Below are 25,797 nucleotides of genomic sequence, written 5' to 3' on the forward strand. Positions count from 1 at the left end.
CTTGCGGATTAGTTAGAACTCTAAGTAACATCATTATCATAATAGATAGAACTCTAACTGTCAAGGTTCTAACTAAATACAAAAACTCCTCTCCAGCACTTGTCGAGTAGACAGGTACTGAAGAGGAGTTTATAGAGAGAATTACATCACAAGTTCTTCTAGGTTTCCAAATAAGACTTTTGTTGATTTCAGCTTGGATTCATTGCCGACAACTGTGAAATAATTTTGTTCCGTCACAGCCTTAAGCAAATCGGCATACTGTCTGATGTCTTCCGGTGTGGTCGACAAGATTTCATCCCGTTCCTGCTGCAGCTCGGCCCCGGTTACCTGTTCAAAATAATGCCGGTCCGCCCGCCGTCCCTGAGCGCTTGGGCTCAGCGGCTGGTCCAACATGGACAGGGTGCCGATAATTGCTTTGGTCATCTCGTCGGCATCCGCTTCATATCCTTCGGTGAATCGGTACGCCTGATCATAAACCTCCAGCGTCTCCTGCAAATTGGGATCACGGTAGGAAGTGAACATCAATATCCCATCTCTGCGCAGCATCAGGCTGCCGCCATAAGCTCCGCCCTTCACGCGCACGGCATTCCACAGATAGGTGAGGCTCATGATTTTTTTGAGCACCTGCATTTTGCCGGAATACGTAAATCCTAGCTTGTTGAAGTCGTAGCCTTTAACCACATATTGCACCTGGCTGGAAGACATAAAACCTTCATTATCCGCATGCCCCTGCGCCGTAATCTTAGGTTTATTCACCACTGGCCGATCCTGAATATCCAGCTTCGCTACATTAGCGGCGAATTCTTCATACAAATCAGGGGTACCCGTCACGCTGATGATTAAATTCTGTTTATTGAATAAAACCGTACAGATATCCTTCAGCGTGTCTGCCACCTCAGCTCCCTGCTGATCGATCTTCTCGGCAAGCTCACGGATAAAGCGGTAATAGGCCACGCCACCCTGTTGTTCCTGATACGCTCCCATGTCCGAAAAATAAGACATCAGGCGGCTGGCCGCGATTTCATTACCTTTTTGATTCAGGACGGATTCCATCTGTGAGGCTTCCCGCCGGACGATTTCCTGTAGCTTCGTCAAGTTATCGAGCGCGCTGGTATAGAGCATCTCACGCAGCAGATCCAGCGATTCGCCAATATGCCCCGCCATCACCTTAACCTGCGCAGTGAATTTAGGCTGATAACTGGCCCCAGTATCTTTTGCAGCGCCAAAGATCTCATTTTTGAAATGAATGCCTCCGGTTTTGATCCCAATTTCACTAGTGAGCTCTTCAATGCTGTAAGAAGCTGTCTCCATTTGGCCCAATACCTCTGCCAGCAGCACAAGATAAGGAATTTGCTCAGGAGCCACAACACTCGTATCCCAATAAAACTTGCAGTACGCAATCTTTTGAGTAGATACGTCATGGTGGATCAGCTTTAGACCCTCAAGGTTATATTCATGGGATGGCACCTGAGGTTCAGCACTGCGGTTAATGTCCTGTAGAGATAAACTTGGCAGCTTCTGCAAATCCTCGGTTGCATCTGCACGACCTTGCCGCGCCAGAAGATGCTGTGTACTCTGCACAAGCTGCTCCAGCTGGTCTGGTTGCTGTGATGATTTGTATTCACTTAATTGACGCTGGGTGCTCGCTTCCTTGTCGGCTGCAATCGTCTTGGACGGGTTCAGCACCACCAGACTGCAATGATCACTGTTCAGTAAGTAGACCTCAATCAGCTTCTCAAAATAACGATCCGTTATCTTTTCCCGAATGGTAGTGAATACCTCTTCATAAAGCATATGAGTAGACGGCTGACCGTCATAGAGCCAGGACTTCATCACTTCGATATTGTAAGTAAGTCCCTTTGGATATCGGCTAAAGTCCGCTTCCCGCAGCTCAAATTCCTTGCTGTTGACCGCCGCCAGCACCAGCTTCTCATCCAGCCCGTTCTTAACCAAGCTGCTTAATGTGGTCTTCACCAGCTCCACGAAGGCATCTTTGGCGGAGGCGTTCGAATGTGTCAGGGTAATGCCAAGCAGCGGCTGAACCATACTGTCGGAATAAAAAGCAAAGGCATCTTTACCCAGACCGCTTTCCAGCAGGGCTTGCTTAAGCGGAGCTGCATTGCTGTCCATCAGCATGCTTTTCAAAATATCAAAAGCCAGATTCAGTTCCCGATCCGTAGAGGTTCCAATTACATAGTTCAGACTCAAATAAGTTTTGTCGTCGGCCGTTTCTGCTTCCAGAATCGGATAATCCGCTACCAGCTCCGTCATTCCGGTAGGCTGTTGTAGGGGAATGGAGGTATCAAAGCTGTTTTTTTCATAACGGCTAAGGTATTCCTGGTCTATAAATTGCAGCTTCTCTTCAATAGAGACGTCTCCGTACAGATAAAAATAACTGTTGGACGGATGATAATAATTGCTGTGCGCCTCAAGAAATTGCTCATACGTAAGCGCAGGAATCTCCTGCGGATCTCCACCTGAAGAATGACGGTAAATCGTGTCTGGATACAACGACTTTTTGATCCTGTCCATCAGTACCGTAAACGGCGAGGAATAGGAACCCTTCATCTCGTTGTAAACCACGCCTTTATAGATCAGCTCAGCTTCTGTTTGCTGAAGCTCGTAATGCCAGCCCTCTTGCTCAAAAATCTCCTTTTGCTTATAAATATTCGGCTGAAAAACACTATCCAGGTAGACCTCCATCAGATTGGAGAAATCCTGCTCATTCCGGCTCGCCACCGGATACATCGTCTTATCCCCAAACGTAAATGCGTTCAGGAATGTCTGCATCGAACCCTTTAGCAATTCTACAAAAGGTTCCTTCACCGGATATTTCTCCGAACCACATAATACAGAATGCTCCAAAATATGAAAGACCCCTGTACTATCTTCAGGCGGGGTCCTGAAGCTCACGCTGAATACCTTGTTGTCATCCTGATTCTGCACGAAAAGCAGCCTGGCGCCGCTCTTCAGATGTTCCATCGTGAATACGGCGGAATCGATCTCCCGGATAAATTCCTCATTAACGACCTGAAATCCATAATATATATTGCCTGTGATCAAGCGGCTCATAGATTTGCCTCCTCTGCACTGGATGTGATAACTCTATCTGAAGCTTATCATATCCCTGGACGTTTATTCCATTAATAGAAGGCTTCCGGGATTAATTTCTGCAGTCTGACTAAAATTGCCGCTGCCTGCTCACGCACCAGAATCTGCTTTGGATCGAAGCGGCCCCCGCTGCCGGTCATTACTTCATGTTCATTCACGGCCTGAATCGCCTGGCGGCTCGCCTCTGACAAACTGGAAGTATCGGCAAACTTCACACGGTCCGGGCTGCCGTACGTAGACAACCGGGCGGCTTTGGTTACCATAACCGCCGCTTCTTCCCGCGTAATACCGCGGTCCGGCTCGAACTTACCGGTTGGAGAGCTGATAATGCCCAGCTCTCAGCCTTGGCGATGGTACGGCTGTACCATTTGTCCGCCGGAACATCCTTAAAGCTAGAAGTGGCCTTGGCATCGGGGAACTCATGCAATAGCCGCAGCAGCAGGGTCAGAAATTCAGCCCGGGTCAGCTTCTGCTTAGGAGCCAGCACATTTCCGCTGGCACTCACGCCCTGAATATATCCGCTGCTGAGCGCTGTTGCGATATCCAAACGTGCCCAAGCTGCGACTTTATTGGCATCCGTAAAGCTGGCCAATTCCGGGGAAGAGACATGCAGCGCAAACGTCCGTTTGGAAAGTGCTGGAGCGGCATCTTTACGGTATTTGGTGACTTGCACAGGATAGACACCGGGCTTCATGCCGGCAAATGACACCTTTCCCGTGCTGTCAGCCACTACGCTTTTTCCTTGAAGTGTCACAGTAGCGCCGAAAGCCGGAAGACCGCCCAGCTGACCGTTTGACTTGGTGATATGGAGGGAAAACGGCATATTGGCGCTTGCGTATCCACCCATTTCCTGGCCGTTTTTATCTTTCCATTTCACTTCCATCCGGTCAAGCAGTTCTGTATCGTCCGCGTAGTAAACAAGCAGCTGATCCCCATTGCCTATCGTCAGTCTGTACGGGCTATTCTCAGGATACATCCATGCACTGCCCCCGCTGAATACAGCAATCTTCCATTCTCCGCGTCCATTGTATCGCCCGTTCTGAATCCCCTCGATAGCTGTGAAGGCCGGTTTAGCTGCATCCGCATTCAGCTTATACGCCAGACCCTTCGCCTGTAAAAAAGCTGCCGCTGCCTTCACAGCATCTCCGCCAACAATATGCCCCCCGGCAACGGTGCCACCGGGTCCTTCGACCTGAATTGTTGCCCGGTCAAGTCCAGCATGATGCAGTCCGCTATACAGCATGCCAGCCTGCTTGGACAGCAGCTTATAGGAAGTCAGGGCAAGATAGGCTTGCACAGTTGCGGGACTATCGTTTCCTCCGCCTGCTGTCTGTGTAAAGCCGCCACCCGGGAGCTTCCGCGCCAGCAAATGGTCCAGCAGCGAGGCTCCGCCTTCCTTGGTGAAATCTGCTGCATCGACTCCCTGCGAGGATAAAGCAACAATCACCTGCGCTGTCGTCGCAGTTTTACCATCGAACCCTCCGTCTAGCTGCTGCTTGCTCTTAAGCCACAACAAAGCCTTCTCGATCGGCTGCGCTGTTTGTTCTGAACTCACTTCCGAAGCAAGTGCGGTTAGTACCCAGGCAGTAGCTACCAGATCTCCTTGCTTCTGCCCGGCCAGCGGCCAGCTGCCGTCCGCTAGCTGCATATCAAGCAGCTGATAAAACAACAAATCGGGGTAACGGTTTGTCCGCTCCAATGAATTTGAAATGGAATTCTTCGAGGTAATATAGGCGGCTGCTACCGCTGCTGCCCCTTCCGAATCAATTCCGTCATGATTCATCAGGAATGGATAAAGATCAATACCAGCGATGTTGTTGATGTTGCCCCCCGCAGCACTGTAAGCCAGCGCTGTTCGAGTTAGCTCTGCCACCTTGGTGAACTTGCCCCGCTGTTCCAGAATCTTATCGGCAGTCTGCTCCAGATATCCCTTGGGCAGACTGCGCCCATTCTTGAAGAAACCTACGGCTGCTTCGTCCGGGAATGGCTGTATCGTCAGCAGCACATTCTGTGCCCCTTCCAAGGCACTCTGCATCTCCGCTGTGAATACCGCGGTTGTCTTTTGTGCCGGAGACGGCTCCGCCATTACCCTGCCACTCAGCAATACAAGCAAAATACATAATGCGGTAAGTGTAACCTTCCTTATAGTCCGGTTTATGGGTGTAGCTCTCATATTCATTCTCCTCCAATGTAGTTTGCTAGAACTTTATAAGTTAGACGCTGCAAACTGGGATTTAGTTCCTGAATATGTTGTAATATGTAGCTTCATCCAGCTATGAATTAAAAAAAGACCGCACTGCTACCCGCTTACACGATAGCCCTACGATCTTTTCAAAACTCTTATTCTACCTGAGCAAACCCCAGCTCACGGTATAATGTCCGCTCCAGATAATCGTGAAGATAGAAGCGGGATTTCACAAAATGCTCCGCCATATCGGATGGCTGGTAACGCTCCAAAGCCGCTTTCATGCGAGGCAAAACGTTCTCACGTCCGCGGCGATTTCGCATGTAATTGTTCAGCAGCGAGTGCCTTTCCGCTTCGTCTCCCGGATAGAGCTCCCAGCGGTAGACATATTTGTGGATCGCCCGCGAACGGTCCGTCGCCGCTTCAAAATCATGCATAATGGCAATCAGCTCTGCTTCATCCTTATGATCCTTCACCTTGTCCAACAGCTTCCAGATAACATCATAATAATCTTCCAGCTGATAATTCCCGAGCTGAGCGTGACCTGTTCTAGGACCGATGCCATGAAACTGCTCCATGAATCGATCGATAAATGTTGCTGAGTCCGCTTTACGGTTCCAGGCCAAATCGGCGTGCAGCAGCATCGGATACCACGTCGTTTCAAAGATCCCATAAGGAACACCAAGGCTGAACGGCCCTGTCCAGTTCGTGGCGACGATGCAACCGAGGTCCAGCTTATCCGCTGTCTCCGCCCATTGGAGCAGATTATCCGTCCGGTTCAATAGTACCGGATAATTCTGATGTTCAGCCCAGTCAAAGCTGCGAACCGCCGGTGCTCCCATAACCTCGATGCCTAGTGACCTGAATTTATCCGCAAGAGAAGAAACCTCAGCTTCAATATTACGTCCGTTGTATATCCAGATCATCGCTGCACTCCGCTTATCCAGCTTTGCCAGTTCCTCCGGCGGGCATTTGTCCAGCATGTCATGCCAGAAAATCACTTTTTTACCACGGCTGGCTGTAAATTCAATCAAAGTGTTCAAAAAAGCGATAAAAGCCCGCTCCCGTACCCCTCCGAACAACGTTTTACAGCGTTCGCATTCACATAAGCTGTACACCTCGTCGCAGCCGAGGTGAATATAACGGGAATCCGGATGAGCATCCATCATCTCCTGTAACAGATCGGTAATCAGCTCGAAGGATTCCGGATGCGATGGACAGATCTCCCCGAGGGATAACTCCGTTTCGCGCAAGTGCCGCCAAGCGTCGTGGCGGAGTACATACTCCAGATGCCCGAAACTCTGCTGCAGCGGAATGATCTCAATAAAATATTCATGGGCTGTACGTTTCAGTTCCTCTAGCTGTGTGAGGCTTAACGAATGCTGAGGATGCACGAATTCCGGGTACTTCTGGAACGGGAATTTATCTTCGTATTCAATCAGAACTGCATTCGTTTTATACCGGGCAAAATCCGCCAAATACGATAGCAGCAGCTCTGGCTTGGAAAATGTCTGGCGAAGATCAAAGTTCATCACCCGCAAGGTAGTGTCAGGCCAGTCCGTGATAGACACAGCAGGAACTTCCCCTACTGACTTAAGCAGTTGTAGTAACGTTTGTAGCCCGTAAAACAGACCCGGCGCATCCAGTGCACGGATTACCACCCGGCGCTCCGACACCTCCAGCCTGTACCCTTCCGCCCGGCCGTTAAGCAATTTCAGATCCACTTCATCTGGCTGTGCTCCTTTCGTTTCTGGCTGCGAGAGACTCTGAAGAATAAGTGAATATCCTTTTCCCGAGATAACATGTGTACATTCCAGCTCCGGAAACGAGCGGCGGCAATGAACCACTAGTCTCGGATCATGCTGCTCCATGTAGAGGCTCAGGCTTACATCCTCGCTGAACTCAAAAGCTTCGCCCTCTTTCACTTGGATCTGCTTCGGTTGCGGTATCAAGCTCTGCATCGTTCTCCTCCTAATCTTTGCTGTAATTAATTACTGCAAGCCTTGCTATGACCCTTTTTCCAGCATTCCAGCACGGTAAGTGTCCTGTCGTCATAGCAGAAGCTCACGAGATCGGCAGGTGCTCCAGCCCTAAGCCCTGCCGCCTGCTCCAGCCCCAGCAAAGTAGCCGGATGAGCAGAAGCACAATCCCAGGCTTCATCCAGCCGGGCTAATCCAGCCTCCGCAAGATAGGCCACCTGATCTGGAAGCATCATGGCGGAACCTGCAAGCAGCTGCTGATTGCCAGCCAGATGCAGCCGCCCTTCTGCTGTTAATACAACCTCCCCACCAATGTGCAGGTGATAAGTTCCCGGCGGCATTCCGCTCAGTGATACAGCATCGCTGACCAAGATGGTGCGGCTGCGCTTCATCCGTAGGATTACTTTCAACAGAGCGGGTGGTAAATGTTGGCCATCTGCAATCATACAGCCGTATAGTTCATCCGCCGCCAGCTGCTCCCACAAATAGTTGGGATGACGGGGCAGCGTCAGATGTGTGCCATTGCCGAGATGCGTAGACATCACCGCTCCTGCGGCAACCGCCTCCCTAATCTGCTCGGGGGAAGCTGCTGTATGCCCTATGGAAACAAGGATGCCTGATTCACTGCACCGGGCGATAAATGCAGCGGCGTTTGCCCATTCCGGGGAGACGGTGAGGATACGGATAAGCCCTTCAGCCGCTTCTTGCCAGCGGCATAACATATCCCAATCCGGCGGGCCAATATGTTCCCTTGGATGGGCGCCGCGTGGACCCTCTTCTGGTGACAGAAAAGGACCTTCCAGATGAATTCCTACAATCCCCCCAGCAGCTTCCGGATACAGCGAAGCGGCTTCCGCAATGGCGGAGACCGCTTGAGCCAGCGCTTCTTTGCCATTAGTAATCAGAGTTGGACAATAACTGGTTACCCCGTTTCCTAGCAAAAGTCGGGACAGTTCCAATACCGTTGCAGGCTGTAAAGGCAGCGTGTTGAGATCCAGCCCCCAGCCCCCGTTCACTTGCAGATCCACCAACCCGGGTGCCAGCCAGGGCCAATCGGCCCTGGCTGGACTCTCCGCAAGTTCGGTGACCGAAGTGATTCGCCCCTGCTCGACACTTACCTCAACCGGCCGCCCAGTTTTATAGTGCTTTCCCTTAATTGGCGCGTTCATAGGCCGAAGGCAGCCCGATCCGTGAACATCGTGATCTCCGGATGGGTGCGCAGAATAGTAGCTGGACATGCCGTGCTGATCGAATCATGAAGTGCCGCCTGTAAAGCCTTGCGTTTGGACACTCCCGGTACAATTCCGTACAGGTGACGGCCAGCCAGCAAGGCTGGTACCGTAAGCGTCAGCGCATGGGTTGGCACCTCGTCCAGCGAGGTAAAACAACCGTCATTCACTTGCTGGCGGCGGCAGGCTTCCTCCAGTTCGACCGCTTTGACCAGCTGCGGGTCGGTAAAATTAGCGACTGGCGGATCATTAAACGCGATATGCCCGTTTTCCCCGATCCCGAGGCAAACGATATCAATAGGCGCCTCGCTCAACAAAGCCGAATATCTCTGGCATTCCTGCACCACATCAGCGGCGAGACCATCCAGCAGTTCTACCCGGCCAGGGTTAACCCGACTGTATAGCCGATCTGTCAAAAAACGGCCGAAACGCTGGGGAGCCGAAGCCGCAAGGCCAATGTATTCATCCATATGAAAAGCATTGACCCGGGACCAATCCATCCCCTGCTCCCGCACCAGCCCCTCGTACAGTTCATTTTGCGAAGGTGCGGCAGCAAACACAATTCGGACCTGACGCGCAGAATCTTGAAGCAAAGCTCTAATTTTCTGCGCAACCTGCGATGCCGCCGCAGCGCCCATCAGGTTACGATCTTCATAAACCTGAACGGACATCTGCTCCACTCTGTGTGTCTCTAAAGGCTTAATGATGTCATTCATCCCGCTCATCCTTTCCGGGCACCTATTGTCCTTGGCACCAGACAGATTAATTCCCGTTTAACTGAATGTTCTGAACACGGTCGTAAGCTTCCTTATAAGTAGCCAGCAGCTTATCCACGCCGAGATTGTTCATCTCCTCCACATATTTGTCCCAGTCGGCCAGCTTTCGGGAGCCGGTAACAAACTTGGCAAAGCTTTCATCGCGGTGTTTTTGGATCGCCTGGCCGGTTATCGCAATAATTTCATTCTCTTTCTCCGTAAATGCAGGCCGTGGCTGCATCATGGACGGATCATATTTCGTCGCTTCTTCAAAGGCATACTTCAAATTGTCTGAGAACAACGACAGATGTGCACCAAAGTCGATCCAGGTGTACGTTCCGCTAGTCTGAAGTCCTGTCTGCTTCCGCATTTCGATCACATCGTTGTACTCTGGTTTGAACTTGATCGTGTCGCCTTCCTTCACATATGTCTCACCCTCCACGCCCCAGCTGCTGAGCGTACGTCCCTCTTCGGAATAGAAAAAGTCCATATAACTCATCACATCATCGATGTTCTTCGAGGTTGAAGCCACGGTTAGGCCACCTTCCATATAATGAAAATACGGGTTCAGTTGCTTGCCACCGGCAATGCCCGCTGGAGGAGCCATAAACTGCATGTTGAACTCCGGATTTTCCTGCTGCATCGCATTGTTAAAAAAATCGATCCGGCTGATGTAATCAATGGTCACAAACGATTTGCCCGTGGATACCATGTCCTGCCATTGCTTAGTTTGCAGAGATAGAAAGTCGGGCGGAATCAGCCCTTCGTCATAAAATATTTTCCACATACCAACCATTTCCTTGTAACTATCTTCCGTGGGTCCAAAAAGCCACTCTTTTTTATCAAAATCATAATAAGCCCCTTCACCCGTCCCGTAATTCACTGTCATATTGGCATTCATTTCATCGGGAATTTGTCCGTAGCGGATCGAAAGCGGATAGCTGTCCGGATATTTCGCCTTCAAGGTTTTTAGAGCTGTATGCAGCTCCTCATATGTGGCTGGTGCCTGGATTCCTTCTTTGTCAAAAATGTCTTTACGGTATAACCAGATCATGCGGTTCGTCTCGCCAAAGCCCTGATTCGGGAACATATACATTTTGCCATCAGCAGATAGTGCAGCCTTCGCTTCCTCTGGATACTGCTTTACCCAGGCGGTCAGATTCGGCATTTTGTCCATATACTCCATCAAATCCACCAACGCACCCTGTTGCCCGAATTTATTCGATTCTTTGCGGTTAGGCATATACATCAGATCCGGCATTGCCTTCGAAGCAATCGCCAGGTTCAAGCTCTCTTCAAGCTTCCCTGAAGGGGTCTGCACCTCGAGTGTGACACCGGTTTTCTCCTTCAGCCAGCTCCAAATGGGCCAGCTTTTCGAATAAGGGAACGTAGCATTGTTGTCTAAGAGCGCAGTGAAGGTTTTTTCCGTTTTGGACGAATCAGTAGGTGAAGCGGTACTGCTGCCCTGAGTATTACTCTGCGACGAGGTGTCATTGCCCCCTCCGCTGCAGCCAGTTACTACGGTTGCTGCAATCACCAGTGGCAGCAGTACAGATTTCCATTTGTTCATTACGATCTCTCCCTTATGCTGAATTTTTGACGGTTCCACCCGCCTATCCCTTAACCGCGCCAATCATGGCCCCCTTAACGAAATACTTCTGTACAAATGGATACACAATCAGAATCGGAAGCGTCGAGACCATAATCGTCGCGTACTTCAGCGATTCTTCTATCACCATGTTGTCACCTCCAATGCTAGTAACATCCCCTGAGCTAGCACTGCCAGCCAGCACCAGATTGCGCAGCAGAACTTGCAGCGGGAACAAATCCGGTGAGCGCAGGTAGAGCAGCGGGTAAATAAAGTTATTCCACATGCCAACCGCGTAAAAGAGCGCTATGGTGGCGAAGGAAGCCTTGGAAAGCGGAACAATAATACGGATAAATATGCCGATATCATTCAGTCCGTCGATGCGGCCAGACTCCTCCAGCTCTTTAGGAATGCCGGAGAAAAAGGTCCGCATCAGAATCAGATTCCAAGTGCTAACCGCCCCCGGCAGCACCATGCCCCATACGGTGTCGACCAGATCCAGGGAGCGAACCACGAGGAACGTGGGAATCATCCCTCCGCTGAAAAACATCGTCACCACAATCAACAGGGTGAAGCTCTTGCGCAGTGCCATATCACTGCGTGAGAGTGCATAGGCACCCGTGGAGGTGACCACCAGCGAGATAAGGGTGCCAAGCACGGTGTAAATGAGTGTATTTTTGTAAGCCACCCAGATTTGCGAATCTCCGAGTACAAGCTTATACATATTCAGGTTAAAACCCTTAGGCCAGAAAGAAACTGTATTCTTCATGACATGCACATCACTACTGAGAGAGACAGCGAGCATATGCAGGAACGGATAAAGCGTGACCACCACAACCACGAGAAGGATAAAAGTGCTCACGACATTAAACCAAGATAAACGGGGTGATCTCATCACCACACCTCTTTTCTACCATAAACTTGTCTCGCTTACACGGCGGCTGATGTAATTTGCTGTATAGATGAAGATCAAGCTAATCACGCCCATAAAAAGATCAATAGAAGCGCCATAGCTGAAGTTCCCCTGCACCATACCCACCCTATAGACATAAGTACTGATAATATCCGCTGTGTCGTAGATCGCCGGGTTCTGCATCAGGAACACCTTCTCGAAGCCAATCTCGAGCACTTTACCGATATTAAGAATCAAGGTGATCACGATGGCGGGTGAAATGCCGGGCAAGGTGACATGCCATATTTTACGCATGCGGCTGGCTCCGTCCATATCAGCGGCTTCATACAGCTGCGGGTCGATAGCGGTCAACGCGGCCAAGTAGATAATGGTCTCCCAGCCGATATGCTGCCAGATCTCCGACAGGACATAAATACCGCGGAACAATCCAGGATCGTTCATGAAATTGATCGGTCCAATCCCTATGGCACCAAGCAGATTATTAATCAGCCCTCCGGTTGGGGATAAAAACATGATCACCATACTGGCAACAATGACATTTGAGATAAAATGTGGAAGATAGCTGACGGTCTGCACAACTCGTTTGAAAGCAGCCTTGCGCACCTCATTAAGCAGAATCGCCAGTAGAATGGGTGCCGGGAAGCCAAAAAACAGCTTATATAAACCAAGCAGAAAAGTGTTTTTCATCAGCGGCCAAAAATCGGGATTCTCTATAAACATCCTGTAATATTTGAGTCCCACCCAATCACTGGCCCAAATCCCTTTAAAAAGATTGTAATCCTTGAAAGTGATAACTAATCCAAACATCGGTGCATAGCGGAAGATCAAATAATACAACAGGCACGGCAGGAACAGCAGCCAGAGCGCCTTGTTTTTATTCCAAGTTCGAAGGATTCCCGCTTTGTGGCGTTGAGGTCGTTGGGGTCGCCGGTGCACTTTCTTTCGCATTTTGTCCTGCACTACGCTAGCTTGAGCCATATGCATGTCTCCTCTTGTTAAAATGATCATAAATCATATAGATGTCAGATTACTTCCCCCTTTTTCCTGGGATTTGTCTCCGAATTATAGCTGCATTTCTTTGGAAAGCGCTATCTACATGTTATATAACATTTCGCCTTAACTGCGGATTTCCATAGAATAGCGTACAAATCAGCAAAATTGCATATTGTTGGTGTTAGCTTTTTGCCGCTATGATAGAATTAATCCAATTCATTTACGGGTGCATCCAAAGGGGGATACATATGAAGGGATCCGTTACAGGCAAATTTGCGCTGAATGCCCTGTTCGTTAAGCTGATGCTAAGCTTCCTCAGTGTCATCTTGATTTTGGCATCATTTAATCTGTTCTCCCATCTGTATTTAAGCGGCAAAATCTATAAGGAGATGATCCGGCAAAATGAGCTTGGCCTCGCACAAACGGTCGAAGGCTACGAAAATCATTTCCGGTTGACCCAGAACATGATTCTTGCCCTCACCCAATCCGATTCATGGACTGCCAATCTAGGCATTCTAAGCCACCTCAAAGAGAACCGACGATATGATATCCCGGCAGAAGTGATATCGGATCTCTCAACGCTGTATGCTAATCCTTTTCTGCATATCGAAAATTTCATTCTTTATTTTAAAAAGGAAAATTATGTACTGGAGAGGGAGGGCCTAAGCAGCGCCGCAGATATGTTCGGTAAATACTACTTCAGTGCAGAATACCCTCCGGAGTACTGGAGCCGGCAAACGATGGACAATCAATTTTTAAAAGTCATGCCCGCCGTAACCTTTACCGAGAAAACCATACATTCCACCCGTACGCTCGGAAGGTTAATGCCAGTGCTGGTCAAAGCGATTCCTTATGAGGAAGTGTACGGCATTGTCATGCTGAATCCGCAGCTGATGCAGGCCGCCTACGGAGATGCCGGCAATACCCCGTTCTATATCCTGGATGCGCAGAAGAATCTATTGTTCTCTACATCAGAGGGTAAACTGCAAACAAGCCAGCTTCCGGAAAGTGGCAATGCCCATGAGCGGGTCGGAGACCAATATTACTTCTATGAAAAAGGTAAACAGACTGGATTCACCTATATCCGAGTGACCCAGGTGGCGGCTATTGCTGCGGAAATGCGGGGGATGCAGCTATTGCTGGCTGTATTACTCTCTGCCGCAGTACTGATCAGTGTTCTCTCATCCCTAATCTTCAGCCACCGGCTTAACCAACCGCTCCAGCGCCTGATTGCCGCCTTGGACCGTAAGGCAGGCAGCCGGCCTGAAAAATTGAGCAGTGTGAAGGAATTCGCCATTATTGGCGACCGCCTGAGCTCCATTTTGGAGAGTAACCGCTTCATCCAGACCGATCTTGATCATAAGAACTCATTGGTGCGCCAATATGCCTATACTCATAAAGTGAAAAATATCCCGCTGAGTAAAAGCCTCGCGGAGCTTGAAGATGTAAGGCAATCCGAACAGCCCTATGCCTCCATTCTGTTCAAGGTCAGCTTCAAAACCTTACCGGACGAATTGGAGAAACACACACTGATGTTATGGAAGCTGGTTCAAAACTTGATCACTGGTGGTGAAAGCGAAAGCGTCGCACTCCAGCCGGAACATGATCAGCTCATGCTGCTCCTGTTCAATCCCGGACCGCAGAGCAGTTTTCTGCAGGCTCTTGATACCCTTAAGGAGCTGCTGGATTCGGAGACATCCTTATATCTGACTATTGCTGTAAGTCCGGTATATTCAGGCGAAACCTCATTTACCGATGCCTACAATAATCTATCGATGTTGTTAAATGAGCGTAGATTGAACGGGGAAACACAAATTATCGTAGAACCTAGAGCCTCATCCGCCAAATCCTTTCATTTAAAGGTGACACACGGAGAGGAGCTGCACAATCTGCTGCAGTCTGGCAATGAGGAGGCTGTATTCGCTTGGTTGGATCGTCAGCTGGAGCAGCTGCAGCACAAGGACGCGGCGGCGGCGGATTTTCGGGCATTTGCCTTGGGAGCAGCGGAACAGACAAGCAAAACGGTGACGAGGCTGAATCTGCCCCAAGCGGAAGCGGAGCGTCTCTTACCACCGCGACTAGAGCCATTTAACGCTTTCCACTCAATGGATCAATACAAGGAATGGCTGCGTGATCTGGTTCGTCCTGTGCTCGTGGTCATCAGTAGCCGCTCGGAGTCGCGCGACCCCATTATCAGCTTTGTACTGGATTACTTAGACAAACATTACGGCGAGGACATCAACCTCAACCTAGTAGCAGACAAGTTAAATTTAACTCCAGGTTACCTGTCCAGCATTTTTAAAGAGAAAACAAACATCAACTTCAGTGAATATCTGAACAATCTGCGGATTGAGCGGGCCAAAGAGCTGCTAATGAATCTGGAACTGCGGATTCAGGATATCGCGCTTCAGGTCGGTTATCAGAACGTAAATTCCTTCATCCGTATGTTCAAACGTTGTGCCGGAATAACTCCGGGCGAATACCGCAAGCGCTATTCCCGTGATGGTTCACTCCCCTCCTCCGGCCTTGGCTTGTAAAGAGGCTACATTGCAGAGGAGAGGACAAAAAAGGCCCCCCATTGGCTGGGGGCCTTTTTGTTGTAAAGATTTGCAATCAGAATCCCGTTTTCGGAATCTCCATTGGCACAATATTATAGGGCGCTGTCATACCCGTCCGCACCTGATACATCTGGTCATGGGCCTTTCTCGCTGCGTGCACGAAAGGTTCATATGGACGGTTGCAGACATCCACTACACCGATTTGATAGTTTTCTCCGTCATAACGTCCGAGCACAGGCTGATCATTCCATTGAAAATAATGAACTCCGATGAGCTGCGGGATGGCTGCCCCCTGCTCCACATAATAACGGTAAGCCTCACCGCGCTCCTTCTGGGTTGCCACCGCACGGATCCCATAAGCCAACATGCCGCCTTCAGCCGCACCAAAATGATATTCCCCAATCATGACTGGTTTGTTCAGTCGTCCGCTGATCTGGGCGATCTGTTCCTTGTCAGGACTAAACTGATAGCAGTTCATAGAGAATACATCAAACCATTCGCAGCCCTCCAGCACCTCATCACTGCCAACCCAGGCATAACGCATTCCCAAATTCAGATGATTCGGATCCGTCTGCTTGCAAAGACGGGCTGGCACTTCTACATACCGTCGAATCATGATCCGGTTAAACTGGTTATAATCCACTTCTCGGGCAGAAGTGAGATTATCCCCGGTTACATTCACATTCGATACATCGTATAAATCCTCGAATTCTACAAAAACGCTATCCCACGCCATGTTTAATCGTTCCACTGTTTTGTACTTTTCTGCAAGCCAGCGAATGAATTCCTTCTTACTGGCATAACGGACCGGAGATTTCAGCATCTGCCCGGTCAAATTCAACCCATCCACGAATGCCCAATGCGGCTCATTACGCATGAAATAACCGACCATTCTCTGGTCTTCCCTTAATGGAAGAAGCTGCTCCGCAAAGCTTCCGGCATTCCGCTCATACTCCGGGCTAAACACATCCGGGAAATCCCGGAAAATAGTTTGCTCCGTCAGCGGAAAGTCCACTAGAGGATAAACATACGGAAGCTGGGATTCGTTGATAAATCTATCATTGGACCAGTTACCGATGGTGTTGAATCCCCATTGTTGTAAGCGAAAATCCGTCATAGCCACCCAGTTAGAGCGCCACTCCGCCCCAAAAGCAGTGATCAGATTAGCAATCTCGAAGCTGAATTCCTCGCCATCCTGTGACCAAGCTTCTTGATAGATTCCTTCCCGCTCCGGCAATGAGGGTATCAAGTGTTCCATGCCAGTTACATGCATAGAACAAGCTGGACCCACACAGTCCATCCCCGTACTGAACAGGGCATAACCCTCTGGATCAACGAACCACCAGCGGCTGCCGTCAAACTCCGTGCGGAAATATCCAGTTGCCGCGAATCTCAGCGCCTTCCAACCTCCGTACCTGCTGAGGTCACCTCCATTGTGATCAGCATGTTCCGCAAGTTTCCGCTCTGTGCGCAGCCGATCCGTCATCGCTTCTGCATCAACCGTTTTCCCTGGCCAATCCCTTCCCTTTAATTGGCCCAGATCATCTATATATGGTTGCTGTTCATACTCAAAGACGGGCTCAGTTAGACTTAGAGCCAAGCCACTAATTTGCACAGCTCTACTTGTTGTTGAAGGGAGAGTAGCGATAGAGAATCGGGTGATATGCTTGCGATCGATGCCTGCATCTCCCCTCAGTACTGTCTGCATCACACCCGGATAACGGGGAAGGAACAGCTTCTCACCATTTAAATGAATCAAGGGTAAACAAATTTTCGTGCGCACACCGGGTAAAATTCCTACATGATAAGTAATGACGCGATGATCCCGATCATAAAAACTGAATAACAGCACCAGAACGTCACGGCTTTCATGGTAAACCTCCGCATTAACGAAACCATAATCGCACCAAGCGGCGGATTCCAGATGCCCTGACTGAAGCTCAAATCCACCACCTTCTGGTGTAGTGATGAACTGAAACGCCTCAGAGGAAGTCGCAGTAAGTTGTGTATGGGGGTCACTTTTAAACCATTCCATAGGGAAGGAGACAGATAAACTCATCGGTATACCTCTTTTCTCTAAACTGTTTACCTTACTGAAATCAGTTGAAAAAGCTGCGGGTCTGCACCTAGACGGGGATCATGGCAGCGTTTGGATTCAAGAAACACACAACCCCAGCCCCCACGCTGTTCTCCTGCTACGGTAAGAACTCTTCCGTCATTGCTCCCAATAGTCAGTGAACCTGCTTCTGTCTCTGTAAGCAACCATATAAACTGATCTTCGTTGTCACGAATAGGCTCCAGCAGCAAGGAATTCAACGGGCCAATAGATAAGGCCTTTTCACTGTTTCGAATTCTCGCCCTACCCTTCTCCCCGTATTCAACCGTCCATCTCTGCTGCTGATCTTCATACGAAAGCGTCCGGACTTCGACGTTCAGGGTCTCCTCATGTTCAATGGATTGATTTCCCGCCGCCAGATAAAGCCCCATTCCTAAGCTTTTCAATCTGAACAGACCACTACCAGAGCCGCATTCCACAGCTACGATTCCCTTCCTTAGGTCAATCACCGTTCGCTCTGCCCAGTCAAGCTTCATTTCCCGGTCAGAAGGAAAGCCGAGCGGCAGAAATACATAGGAAGAGGCATAATAATCCGCAGGGTCCCAGCGATCCCCAACATACAGGTAAGAGCACTGGTCATTGTCTGTTCCTACAATAGGAACTATAAAAGCAGGCTGGCTGTCGTATGTAGTGATGTCGCCCAAAGGCAGCAAGGGTGACCAACGACCAAATAATTCCTCGGACCAGGCATAGGTTCCTTGGTTAGGCAACCAGCCCGTACAGGCGGACGAGATGAGGAAGTATACACCCTGACGTTTCATTAATGCAGGTGCTTCACGCGCTTGTCCGGGCCACAAGGTCTTGACCTGTTCTTCTATGCTGAGGTAATCAGGTGACAGACGATACATAATAAGATCAGCATTTTCCCTTGCCGCGGAGATAAAATATGCCGTCCCATCGTCATCCTGGAACAAGGTGCAGTCCCGAGACATGTTACCTATCGGATTAAAGCTGCCCCGGTAAACATAATCCCCATCTACCGTCCCGCAATCAGCGATCGCGCAGCGCGCATCAGAGTAGTCGCGTCCATTTTCCCAATGCATCCACATAACAAATCTCCCTGTAAGTTTGTTGTAGAGTACTTTTGGGCGCTCAATTACCGCACCCGTTGGGCGCCCCTCCCTGTCCAAGGGTTCAAGCTCTAATGTGGTGCGATGATAAATCGGCTGTACCGGTGAATCGAGTGTGAGCACATCATTGCGCCATTCCCAATTCACTAGATCCACAGATCGGTAGCAGCTCACTCTCCGCCGATCCATCCGGTTCTCACCAAACCAGTAATAATATCCATCCGTATAGAGCATATGTCCACCATGTGCATGTACAGGATTTCCGCTCATATCCAGAAGTGGAGCGCTATTTAGTAGGGTGACTGTACTCGCATTTTCGTCCATGATTAACCTCCAGAGGATCAGATTTTTAGACAAAAAAGCAGGTCCGGCCAAGGATGACCTTAACTGAACCTGCTGTTCTTGCGAACTTATTTCAATCCCATCTGAGACATCACATCCACCTTGCTAGCATTGTTATACCATTCGTTGATTTCTTCGGAAATTTTCGTACCGCCTTTGTCATGCCATTGCTTCACGAAGTCATCGTACGCAGTTAGCGGCTCTTTACTGTAAATAATTTTGGTGAAGGTTTCCTTTTCCATCGTATTCAGTTGCTCCCAAGTTGTCTGCATGGTCTTGGTAGGTGGACCGTTAAATGCATTTGGAAGCAGTGACTCTCTATTCTCATAGGAAATCACATATCCCTCTTTGGCTGTTTCATCATTTGATGCCGATCTGATCAAGACCCCATTCTCAGCTTTTGCACCTTTGGAAAGATCATAAAAAGATTTACCTGGGCCATCCACACTTGGTGTATTTTTGGTAAAAGCCATTTTCCCTACACCTTGAGCGGCATCCAAAGGCGTATTGAATTTCTTGGAATCGAATACCACTTCATCGCCAACGATGTCATAATCATATCCCTGAGCATAACCATATTTGAAATCTCCGGTACCAAATGCTGCATCGTAAAGCTTGTCATAATACAAGAAGAAAGCTTCCATATTGTTAAAGTCTTTATTAAACATAAAGACACCATCGTTCTGTTGACCGGATTGGTAGGTTCGATCCCCACTTACACCGTTAATTGTTGGGTAAGCTTTGATTTTAGCCCCTTTTACGTTAGTTTCCACATCTTTAACACTGCCGTACAGCCAAGGACGGCCAATAATAATCCCTGCTTTACCTTCAGTGAAATCCGCCAGTGCATCCCATGCACCCTGTGTAGCCAACTCCTTATTTAAATACCCTTTGGAGTACCAATCGCGAAGTTTAGCTAACGCATCTTTTGTCCCATCAGCGACGGAACCGTAAGTGAGTTTTCCATTGTCGTTATACCATTGGCCGGGGAGACTCTTCCCTGTATAAGCACTAAAAATCATTACAGAGTCGCTTACCCAGCCCGTGTTGTAAGAATCTTTTCCCGAGAAATCAAATCCATAAGTATCATTTTTTCCGTTACCATCCGGATCATCATTCGTAAAAGCAGCGATTACCTGTTCAAATTCATCTATATTTGTTGGCGCTTTTAAATTTAATTTATCTAACCAATCTTGACGGATAAGCATGACCTCACCTTCAGTGAGATTGGGCGAGATCGCCATCCCATAAACCTTGCCGTCCTGGATAACCGGGTTGAACGTTGTTGGATATTGTTTATATATTTCTTTCAGACGCTCAGGCATGTATTTGTTAATGTCCTCCGCAATATCTTTTACAAGTCCAGATTGAATCAGATCATTTTCTAATGAGGTATCATACACTGGCAAAACATCCGGAAGCTTCTCGGAACCAGTGAGCGCTAAACGAAGTTTCGTATTATATTGGGAGGCATCACCGCCCAAAAGAGTAGTTTGGATGTTAATCCCTAGATTCTCGACACCCCAGCGGGTCAACACATTATCATTTAAGCTCTCCCCGTTGATATATTTACCGGCATTCTCATCTTGTTGCTTGGCGATGTTGATAGTAATAGGAGGATCGTATTTGCCGTCTTTGAGAACCGCTTCTGCCGCAGTAGATTCTTTACCGTTTGAGCCGCAGCCCGCTAGCAATCCTGCCATCAATACAGTAGTCGTTATTAAGGCCCCTGTTTTTTTCATCAATAAGCTCCTTTGAATTAAAGTTTTATATGTTGGTCACGTTATTCTTTTACAGCACCCAGAACGATGCCTTTGACAAAATACTTCTGTAGAAAAGGGTACACAAGGATAATGGGCAGTGTGCTAATAAAAATTTGCGCAGCTTTGATACTCTGTTCTGACAACGCGGCTGCTTCTGATTGACTAAGTGCCATACTCTGCGCTGAACCTTGCACCACTACAGTCTGTAAGAATGAAGCTAACGGATAGTCCGTTGTATTCGACATATACAAAATCCCATCAAACCATGCGTTCCAGCTCCCCACCATGATAAACAATCCAACGGTTGCCAGACCGGGAAGGGAAAGCGGAAGATAGATTTTCCGGAAAATGACGAAGAACGAAGCCCCATCGATAAATGCCGCCTCTTCAAGCGCCTTAGGGATTGTTTTAAAGAAATTCATAATCAGAATCAAATTATAAGCTCCGAAGGCACCGGGAAGCACGAGCGACCAGATCGTGTCCTTGAGCCCAAGTTTCGTAACCAATATATAAGAAGGAATCAATCCACCGGAAAACAACATCGTGAATATAAAAATCCACATTAAAGCATTACGCCCACGGAAATCTTTGGACAAGGCATACCCCGCCGTTGTAATAATGAACATGCTGATTAACGTCCCCAGTACCGTCCGGACCACTGAGATTCTCATGGAGCCTGTAAAATTCGTGTTTTTAAAAGTTTTCACATAGGCTTCGATATTAAAGTCCACCGGCCAAAAGGATACCAAATTCCCATTTACCGCTGTCTTACTACTAAATGATTGTGCTAGCAAATGAAGCATAGGCAATAAACACGATAAGGCTACTAGAATCAGGAGGATATGATTGAAAATCGAAAATATCCTATATCCCTTGGATTTATAATACACTCCCATTCCTCCTAACAGTTTTGTAAGCTTAACAACTTCGGCTTAAAATATTTTATAGTTAGCTACCTTGTAAGCAATTCGATAGGAAATTACGATTAATATGAAGCTGATGCCGGATTTAAACAATCCAACAGCGGTACCAAAACCGTATTGGCCATTCAATAAGGATGACCGGTAAACATAAGTATCGATGATATCTCCCGTACTATATACGAGTGGATTGTATAAGTTATAGATTTGGTCAAATCCTGCATCCAGGATATTCCCAAGGCTTAACGTTGCAATTACGATGATCATTGGCATCATACTTGGTAAGGTAACATGTCTTATTTGTTGGCGGCGTGACGCGCCGTCGATCTCAGCTGCCTCATAATAAGAAGGATCGATCCCTGTAATCACCGCTAAGTAGACAATCATGCCAAATCCGAAGTTTTTCCATAAATCACTGATGATGATCGTCGGTCTAAACAGCGTAGGATCGCCCAAAAAGAAAATCGGTTTCAGTCCGAGGAAATTCGTAAGAAAATGATTTATGCCCCCATCCAGACCTAAGATATCAATCATGATTCCGGCAACGGTTACCCAAGAGAGAAAATGCGGTAAATAGACCAAGGTTTGAATACTCTTTTTAATCCCCATGTTTCTAATCTCGCTTAGCAGAATCGCCATAAAGATAGGAACAATAATTCCGACTATAATTTTGATTACAGCAATAATGAGGGTGTTGATAATGGATTGTGTTGCCTCTTTATATTGAAAGATTCTTGCGAAGTTATCCCAACCAATCCAAGTTGAACCTGTAATTCCAAGCCAGGGCTTGTAATCCTGAAAGGCCATCACTAATCCGACCATAGGACCGTAGGCAAAAATTAGAACGAATACCAAAGCTGGGATACATAAAACATACAATGGCCAATTTTTTTTGATTTCCTTTTTCCAAGGATTCTTTCTGCTTTTTTTAACGTTGGCTTTCTCACTCCATTTGAGCTGGGTATTCATTATCTGTGCTATTGTGCTTACCCCCTTTTACATTCTTGGCTGCTAATTTCTTTCTGGTTTAATGTTAACAAAAGCGCTTTCATTCGAAAATGTCTCAAATTAAATATCATAACCACTCGCTAAACATCTTTATAAACGCTTTCATTTTGCGAGAGCTCTTCTCTTTTTCTTTTGGAATATATGGCTTATGATGAATTCACACGAGTCCTAGCGACAGGAGTAATGCTTATGATTAAAAAAGTAAATATGAAACGATTCATATATTTTTTCGTTTTTTTCCTTTTACTTACCTTAAGTTTGTTTTTCGTAATGAACTCCCTAGGTTCCAAAACCATTCAAGAGAGCTTGGTTAACTCCTCCAAAAATCAGCTAGCCTATACGGAAAGCATTCTGGATGGCATCATCTCTGAGGCAAGTTTGTATGGCATCCAATATACAGCCGACACCTCCGTACGTTTCTATCAAAGCAAAATACAAGAGATGAACAATTACGATGCCCAGATGAAAAAAAACGATATCTATGACCGCATATCAGCACCACTTCTCTCCAGTCAGGCGATTGAATCTATCGGTATCTACTGGAAATCGGACGGCACTTTTATTTTTACGGGTCATGATTCGCTTGCCAAACAGCCCTTTCAGAAAGTCACGCAGCGAGGCTGGCAGATTGTTAATAACAATTTGTATTATTTTTCAATCTATCCTTATATTCATGAACCTAAGAATCCTGCCAATATTCAGTACATCGTGGGCGTTAAGCTGAAAAAGGAGTATTTAACAAGTCTTTTAGAAAAAGCAGTGAGTGGCGGCGAGAGCTCCAATGCCTTTTTACTTGTGAACAAGAGTTTAATGATTAGCAATAAAGCGGTGGATATTCGAATCGAGGAAAAAGCCAAGGAGACGATAACACCCAATGCACATGAAATTCTAAAGTTTGACTATCATATCAACGATGACGATTATTATGTTTTATCAAAGTATATTGAGCCGATTGATACGTATCTAGTTACCTATACGCGAATGAGTGATTTTTTGAATCCGCTTAACCGGAATAAACAGGTGTTTTTTGTCAGCATCTTAATGATCTTGATCATTGGTCTTATCGTGATTTTTATGTTCTATCGAAACTATTATCGCAATGTATATCTGCTCGACAAGAAATTCTACCAAGTGGAACAAGGGAATTACAGCACCAGAATTAGTGAGAACCCGGACAATCAATTTTATAGTCTATTTAAAAGCTTTAACCACATGGTCGCCAAAATACAGGCTTTATTCGCTTCATTAAAAATAGAAACCGAGCTGCGCAGAAACGCCGAAGTGAAACAGCTACAGGCTCAGATCAATCCACATTTTCTTTACAATAATCTGTTTTTTATTATGGCAGTGGCAAAAACTTCACCGGAAGCCGTAATGCAGATGAGCAAGCATTTAGCAGAGTACTATCGTTATTTAACAAAAATGAATTCAGATAATGTTACGTTGGCTTCTGAATTGCAGCTTGCCGATCATTTTTTATCCATCATGTCACTTTCCAAAAAAATAAATTATGAAATCAACCTGCCTCCTGAACTGGGAGAGCATCTGATTATGCCACTGATTATCCAGCCTATGGTCGAGAACGCAATCCAGCATGGGATTGAAGAACAGCAAGGGGCTCATCGCGTTACTATAGATGTAAAAGAACTTGATACTGGAGCATTAATTATTGTTGCCGATGACGGTAAGGGGCTTACTGCTGAGGAAATACACCAGCTAATGGCCAGACTTGAGAATGAATCCCCCCCTGAAGGATCAAGAGGAATTGGTCTTTGGAACATTCATCATCGCCTCAAAAATGCGTATGGTGAATTAAGCGGACTGCGGTTCTTCATCAATGACTGGGGTGGTTTATCCGTGCTGGCATTCATAGATTTCTCGCTGGATGAAGGAGGACAATATGCGATTATTGATAGTTGATGACGGACATTACATCGTTGAATATTTAAAACACCTGCTGGATTGGAGCAAATTTGGAATTGAGCATATTGAGACGACAACAAATTCGATTGAAGCCAAGGAGCTATTGAATCAGAATCATATAGATATCCTTATTACAGATATTCGTATGCCCGAGGTATCCGGCATTGATTTACTGCATCATGTTCATGAGAAAAAGCTCAATACCAAGGTAATTTTCCTTTCCGGTTATTCTCAATTTGATTATGCACAACAAGCCATCCGTCTGGGCGCTTTGGATTATTTACTCAAGCCGGTAGATAAAGAGGATATGGAAAAAGCCATGAGTCAAGTTATTAAGAGTATCGCTGAGAAACCCCCAAAAACCCCAGTGGCAGAGAAAAAGATAGATGGGCTAGGTTACTTGCTTTCTGTTATTAGCGGACCTTCCCCACTACGTTATGATCACAGCACACTCGATACTGCTTTACGGAATGAGCACTTTTGCTTTTTTCACGTCTCAGGGGCTAGAGGGAAAGATGAAATGATGTTAAAAGATCATAATGGTGGACGGGACTTTATTTGGATCACTCCATCAGCCATTACTGGAATTATTCCAGAATCCAATACCGAAACTGTGGCAAGCAGCGTCGATTCCATTTCTTTTTCCGAGCCGTTTGAATTTTCTCAAAAGCATGCTGTTCGGCATATTTTTTATCATTTCTTTTTTAATGAAAATATTGGGGCCAGTGACTTTACTATGCTGAGTGCCTCTAGTGCTCTCCCTAAATTAGAGCTTGGAGAATGGGAACAAACCAGAAAAAACATTTTAAAAAACTTTGCCAAGCTCACTGTCAAAAAACAAAAGCTCCTCTACCTGCTCGAATTCATTAATTTGCTGTATTCCACAACCGATAAAATCCAATCAGGTGAGGTCGCAGACTGGATTTTCAATCAATTATCAGAACCAGATACGGCTCTTCAATCCATCTTGCAGAGTCTCACCCAATTAGATAGAAGCGCTAAATTTTCCAATCAAAACATTGTTCATACCATTCAAGCCTATATCTCCAATCATATTAGTGATTGCTTGAGCCTGGAGGACTTAGGGAAAATTGTTCACCTACATCCTGTTTACCTGTCCAAATTTTATAAGCAGGAGACGGGTGAAAATTTATCGAGCTACATTTCTTCTAAACGCTTGGAAAAGGCCTCCAAGTTATTAATCGATTCCAACTTACATGTGCTCGATATTTCACATCTAGTCGGCTACAAAAAGCCACAATATTTCATTAAGCTGTTCAAAGATCAGTATGGCATTACGCCTTATCAATATCGAAGACAGCAGATTAAATGAAACAAAAATTG

At 47.1% G+C, this 25,797-nt stretch carries 17 protein-coding genes; 3 read left to right on the plus strand and 14 right to left on the minus strand.

What is annotated here, in order from left to right:
• Window positions 1-141 precede the first annotated feature (141 nt).
• The 9 genes from MHI25_RS23115 to MHI25_RS23155 form a co-directional block, all read right to left on the minus strand.
• Window positions 142-3,072: an insulinase family protein gene (locus tag MHI25_RS23115; RefSeq protein ID WP_076279226.1), complete on the minus strand. Its 2,931-nt coding sequence runs from the start codon at window positions 3,070-3,072 to the stop codon at window positions 142-144.
• Between the two features lie 71 nt (window positions 3,073-3,143).
• Complete coding sequence (locus tag MHI25_RS23120) at window positions 3,144-3,374, minus strand: hypothetical protein (protein ID WP_340394411.1); 231 nt, start codon at window positions 3,372-3,374, stop codon at window positions 3,144-3,146.
• Window positions 3,368-5,284 carry an S-layer homology domain-containing protein gene (locus tag MHI25_RS23125; RefSeq protein ID WP_340394412.1) on the minus strand — a complete coding sequence of 639 codons (1,917 nt, stop codon included), beginning with the start codon at window positions 5,282-5,284 and terminating at the stop codon, window positions 3,368-3,370. The genes MHI25_RS23120 and MHI25_RS23125 overlap by 7 nt, the downstream gene beginning before the upstream one ends.
• 167 nt (window positions 5,285-5,451) lie before the next feature.
• Entirely contained in the window at window positions 5,452-7,257 is a 1,806-nt protein-coding gene (locus MHI25_RS23130; protein WP_340010926.1) for a DUF4838 domain-containing protein, read from the minus strand.
• 26 nt (window positions 7,258-7,283) lie between these two features.
• Window positions 7,284-8,513 (minus strand): amidohydrolase family protein, encoded by a 1,230-nt coding sequence (locus MHI25_RS23135; RefSeq protein ID WP_340394414.1) that lies wholly within the window; start codon window positions 8,511-8,513, stop codon window positions 7,284-7,286.
• The gene (locus MHI25_RS23140; protein WP_340394416.1) at window positions 8,441-9,229 is read right to left on the minus strand and encodes a glucosamine-6-phosphate deaminase; all 789 of its coding nucleotides are present in this window, start codon (window positions 9,227-9,229) and stop codon (window positions 8,441-8,443) included. The genes MHI25_RS23135 and MHI25_RS23140 overlap by 73 nt, the downstream gene beginning before the upstream one ends.
• A 37-nt stretch (window positions 9,230-9,266) precedes the next feature.
• Window positions 9,267-10,829, minus strand: a complete 1,563-nt coding sequence (locus MHI25_RS23145; protein ID WP_340394419.1) for an extracellular solute-binding protein — start codon at window positions 10,827-10,829, stop codon at window positions 9,267-9,269.
• Window positions 10,830-10,872: 43 nt separating this feature from the next.
• Entirely contained in the window at window positions 10,873-11,742 is an 870-nt protein-coding gene (locus MHI25_RS23150) for a carbohydrate ABC transporter permease (protein WP_076130282.1), read from the minus strand.
• Between the two features lie 15 nt (window positions 11,743-11,757).
• A complete protein-coding gene (locus MHI25_RS23155; RefSeq protein ID WP_076130294.1) occupies window positions 11,758-12,708 on the minus strand; it encodes an ABC transporter permease subunit in 951 nt (316 codons plus the stop codon).
• Between the two features lie 293 nt (window positions 12,709-13,001).
• On the opposite strand from MHI25_RS23155, the gene MHI25_RS23160 reads away from it, so the two are divergent.
• Complete coding sequence (locus MHI25_RS23160; protein WP_340394421.1) at window positions 13,002-15,290, plus strand: AraC family transcriptional regulator; 2,289 nt, start codon at window positions 13,002-13,004, stop codon at window positions 15,288-15,290.
• A 76-nt stretch (window positions 15,291-15,366) separates the two neighbouring features.
• On the opposite strand, the gene MHI25_RS23165 is transcribed toward MHI25_RS23160, so the two are convergent.
• From MHI25_RS23165 to MHI25_RS23185, 5 genes are all read right to left on the minus strand, one after another.
• Window positions 15,367-17,370 carry a beta-galactosidase gene (locus tag MHI25_RS23165; protein WP_076306420.1) on the minus strand — a complete coding sequence of 668 codons (2,004 nt, stop codon included), beginning with the start codon at window positions 17,368-17,370 and terminating at the stop codon, window positions 15,367-15,369.
• A 26-nt stretch (window positions 17,371-17,396) separates the two neighbouring features.
• A complete protein-coding gene (locus MHI25_RS23170) occupies window positions 17,397-18,821 on the minus strand; it encodes a family 43 glycosylhydrolase (protein WP_076130285.1) in 1,425 nt (474 codons plus the stop codon).
• 86 nt (window positions 18,822-18,907) lie between these two features.
• The gene (locus MHI25_RS23175; RefSeq protein WP_076147914.1) at window positions 18,908-20,581 is read right to left on the minus strand and encodes a hypothetical protein; all 1,674 of its coding nucleotides are present in this window, start codon (window positions 20,579-20,581) and stop codon (window positions 18,908-18,910) included.
• A 41-nt stretch (window positions 20,582-20,622) separates the two neighbouring features.
• On the minus strand, window positions 20,623-21,498 hold the full coding sequence (locus MHI25_RS23180) for a carbohydrate ABC transporter permease (RefSeq protein WP_036683169.1): 876 nt from the start codon (window positions 21,496-21,498) through the stop codon (window positions 20,623-20,625).
• A gap of 36 nt (window positions 21,499-21,534) precedes the next feature.
• Window positions 21,535-22,491, minus strand: a complete 957-nt coding sequence (locus MHI25_RS23185) for an ABC transporter permease subunit (protein ID WP_340394424.1) — start codon at window positions 22,489-22,491, stop codon at window positions 21,535-21,537.
• A gap of 228 nt (window positions 22,492-22,719) precedes the next feature.
• Here MHI25_RS23185 and MHI25_RS23190 point away from each other — a divergent pair, with 228 nt between their 5' ends.
• Both MHI25_RS23190 and MHI25_RS23195 read left to right on the plus strand, forming a co-directional pair.
• Window positions 22,720-24,450 (plus strand): histidine kinase, encoded by a 1,731-nt coding sequence (locus MHI25_RS23190; RefSeq protein ID WP_076130287.1) that lies wholly within the window; start codon window positions 22,720-22,722, stop codon window positions 24,448-24,450.
• The gene (locus MHI25_RS23195) at window positions 24,431-25,786 is read left to right on the plus strand and encodes a response regulator (protein WP_340394425.1); all 1,356 of its coding nucleotides are present in this window, start codon (window positions 24,431-24,433) and stop codon (window positions 25,784-25,786) included. The genes MHI25_RS23190 and MHI25_RS23195 overlap by 20 nt, the downstream gene beginning before the upstream one ends.
• The last annotated feature ends 11 nt before the right edge of the window (window positions 25,787-25,797 follow it).

This window comes from Paenibacillus sp. FSL E2-0177 (assembly GCF_037992975.1).
Classification (GTDB): domain Bacteria; phylum Bacillota; class Bacilli; order Paenibacillales; family Paenibacillaceae; genus Paenibacillus_AQ; species Paenibacillus_AQ odorifer.

Bases quoted from the DNA above. Each gene is read 5' to 3' on its own strand.
- MHI25_RS23115 (WP_076279226.1), bottom strand. From the start codon at position 3,072: ATGAGCCGCTTGATCACAGGCAATATATATTATGGATTTCAGGTCGTT.
- MHI25_RS23140 (WP_340394416.1), bottom strand. From the start codon at position 9,229: ATGAGCGGGATGAATGACATCATTAAGCCTTTAGAGACACACAGAGTG.
- MHI25_RS23145 (WP_340394419.1), bottom strand. From the start codon at position 10,829: ATGAACAAATGGAAATCTGTACTGCTGCCACTGGTGATTGCAGCAACC.
- MHI25_RS23195 (WP_340394425.1), top strand. From the start codon at position 24,431: ATGCGATTATTGATAGTTGATGACGGACATTACATCGTTGAATATTTA.
- MHI25_RS23175 (WP_076147914.1), bottom strand. From the start codon at position 20,581: ATGAAAAAAACAGGGGCCTTAATAACGACTACTGTATTGATGGCAGGA.
- MHI25_RS23150 (WP_076130282.1), bottom strand. From the start codon at position 11,742: ATGAGATCACCCCGTTTATCTTGGTTTAATGTCGTGAGCACTTTTATC.
- MHI25_RS23190 (WP_076130287.1), top strand. From the start codon at position 22,720: ATGATTAAAAAAGTAAATATGAAACGATTCATATATTTTTTCGTTTTT.
- MHI25_RS23130 (WP_340010926.1), bottom strand. From the start codon at position 7,257: ATGCAGAGCTTGATACCGCAACCGAAGCAGATCCAAGTGAAAGAGGGC.
- MHI25_RS23185 (WP_340394424.1), bottom strand. From the start codon at position 22,491: ATGAATACCCAGCTCAAATGGAGTGAGAAAGCCAACGTTAAAAAAAGC.
- MHI25_RS23155 (WP_076130294.1), bottom strand. From the start codon at position 12,708: ATGCGAAAGAAAGTGCACCGGCGACCCCAACGACCTCAACGCCACAAA.
- MHI25_RS23120 (WP_340394411.1), bottom strand. From the start codon at position 3,374: ATGGTAACCAAAGCCGCCCGGTTGTCTACGTACGGCAGCCCGGACCGT.
- MHI25_RS23180 (WP_036683169.1), bottom strand. From the start codon at position 21,498: ATGGGAGTGTATTATAAATCCAAGGGATATAGGATATTTTCGATTTTC.
- MHI25_RS23135 (WP_340394414.1), bottom strand. From the start codon at position 8,513: ATGTCCAGCTACTATTCTGCGCACCCATCCGGAGATCACGATGTTCAC.
- MHI25_RS23165 (WP_076306420.1), bottom strand. From the start codon at position 17,370: ATGAGTTTATCTGTCTCCTTCCCTATGGAATGGTTTAAAAGTGACCCC.
- MHI25_RS23170 (WP_076130285.1), bottom strand. From the start codon at position 18,821: ATGGACGAAAATGCGAGTACAGTCACCCTACTAAATAGCGCTCCACTT.
- MHI25_RS23125 (WP_340394412.1), bottom strand. From the start codon at position 5,284: ATGAGAGCTACACCCATAAACCGGACTATAAGGAAGGTTACACTTACC.
- MHI25_RS23160 (WP_340394421.1), top strand. From the start codon at position 13,002: ATGAAGGGATCCGTTACAGGCAAATTTGCGCTGAATGCCCTGTTCGTT.